2 protein-coding genes and 2 pseudogenes are annotated in these 1,804 nt (G+C 57.3%); 2 read left to right on the top strand and 2 right to left on the bottom strand.

Translation table 11 applies throughout. From position 1 onward, the window contains the following. On the bottom strand, nucleotides 1-396 hold a 396-nt coding region (locus OP494_RS17070; RefSeq protein ID WP_280542764.1), incomplete at its 3' end, for an Rpn family recombination-promoting nuclease/putative transposase. A gap of 192 nt (nucleotides 397-588) precedes the next feature. On the opposite strand from OP494_RS17070, the gene vapB reads away from it, so the two are divergent. Beyond that, on the top strand, nucleotides 589-819 hold the full coding sequence (vapB, locus tag OP494_RS17065) for a type II toxin-antitoxin system VapB family antitoxin (RefSeq protein WP_075370572.1): 231 nt from the start codon (nucleotides 589-591) through the stop codon (nucleotides 817-819). Further along, nucleotides 819-1,211 (top strand): annotated as a pseudogene (gene vapC / locus OP494_RS17060) (tRNA(fMet)-specific endonuclease VapC); the annotation flags it as partial. The gene vapB and the pseudogene vapC, both read left to right, overlap by 1 nt. A gap of 122 nt (nucleotides 1,212-1,333) precedes the next feature. Here the strand turns inward: vapC and OP494_RS17055 are convergent. Then, nucleotides 1,334-1,804 (bottom strand): annotated as a pseudogene (locus OP494_RS17055) (transposase); the annotation flags it as partial.

Genomic DNA, 1,804 nt, shown 5'->3' with positions numbered 1-1,804 from the left:
CTCAGGGTCGCTGATGACCGCCCCTTCGTCGAGAAGCAGATAGGCCAAGTCCGGCCGATAGCGTTCGAGCCCTCCGGGTACCTGTTCGACCAGGTCCGCCACGTTTTGTGCCGCCGTCCAGCGCCTCTCCCCATTGTAGAGCACAATCGGCAACACCGGCGGTAGCTTGCCGTTGGGGGTAAAGGCCTCCTGACGAATCAAGTCCTGATAGAGCAGCCCCAGGTAGGTCATGACTCGCACGGCCATGAATCTATCGACGCTCGACTGGAACTCGAGCAGCAAATAAACATAGAGCCAGTCGTCGCCCCAGCGCACTCGCCAGATGACGTCGTCCTCGCGATCTCGCAGATTGAGGGCACCTGCGACAGGGACTATCGCGAATAAATTCACTCCCACTAATATTTTCTCACAACCTGGGTGGCCACTCTATGTGGCGTATCTTGTGGGAGGCCTTCGCGAGAGGCACGCACTGACGCCCTTTTTACCTTTCTTCCTGGGGCCTACAAGGCTTCGATTCATGCACATTGACAGCCTTCTTGCGCCTCACTACATTGGGATATACATAAAGAATATCCCAAGGTGACTGTCATGCCTCAAGGTTCCGTTTTCCAATCCAATCGCAATCAAGCCATACGTCTCCCCAAAGCAAGCGCCCTTCCTGAGGATGTAAAGCGTGTCGAGATCATATCCATCGGCAGGACGCGCATCATCGTCCCAGCGGGAGAATCATGGGATAGCTGGTTCGACGAACCTGGCGCCACGGCGGATTTCATGTCCACGCGCGAGCAGCCAGAGGATCAGCGGCGGGAAGCATTCTAATGCTGAAATATATGCTCGACACCAATATTTGCATTTATACGATCAAGAACAAACCGTCCTCAGTGCGGGAGATCTTCAAGCGCCACCACAGCCAGATGTGCATCAGTTCCATCACGCTGATGGAACTCGTCTATGGCGCGGAGAAATCCAGTAACCCCGAGCACAACATCGCCGTCGTCGAAAGCTTCGCAGCGCGTCTGGAAGTTCTGCCTTACGATAACGATGCCGCTGCCCATACTGGCCAACTAAGAGCCGAGCTCGCGAAAGCGGGTACCCCTATCGGGCCTTACGATCAGATGATCGCGGGTCATGCACGCTCGCAGGGCCTGATTGTCGTCACCAACAACCTACGTGAATTCGAGCGGGTTCCGGGGCTGCGTCTGGACGACTGGACGACTGGACGACTCATGCCCCATGAGACACCTCGCCGCCCACGCGCCAAACTCGGCCACAAACAACAACGGCCCCAAAAGGAGCCGTCTAAAACGTAGTTCATGATCCATTCGCTGCAGGATCAGTGCGTGTCTTCTTCGCGCAGCCCTTCCACGTCGACCACCGTCAGCCCCGTGGCCTCGGCGATCTGTTCATCACTGAGTACACCCAGCTTGATCAGGTTGCGGGCAGTCTTCTCGATACCCCGTTGTTCGCCTTCCTGACGCCCTTCTTGACGGCCTTCCTGACGCCCTTCCTGGCGGCCTTTTTCTTCCCACCGTTCAGGCCATTGCTTGATGCGTTCTGCCAGCATGTCGTGTACCTCGTGTAGATCCTGCAACTCGTTGAACTCGGGCAGTTCCATCCCTGGCGCTCGGTTGGGCAGCAGTACGCGGCGTATCCACACCACGAAGGCCCGTCGTAGCCCGGTTTGCTCGGGCGTCTTGAGCCACTCGACCAACGTGCCCAGCACCTCCAGCATGTCTTGCTCGTCGCGATTGTGCTCCAATCGAAAGAGCGCAGCAGCCACGTTGCGCATGTGATCCGACCACTC

The sequence above is a fragment of the Chromohalobacter sp. 11-W genome (genome assembly GCF_029889905.1).
Classification (GTDB): Bacteria; Pseudomonadota; Gammaproteobacteria; order Pseudomonadales; family Halomonadaceae; genus Chromohalobacter.
The sequence above is the reverse complement of the archived record's forward strand: the minus strand, read 5'-3'. Positions and strand labels throughout refer to the sequence as shown.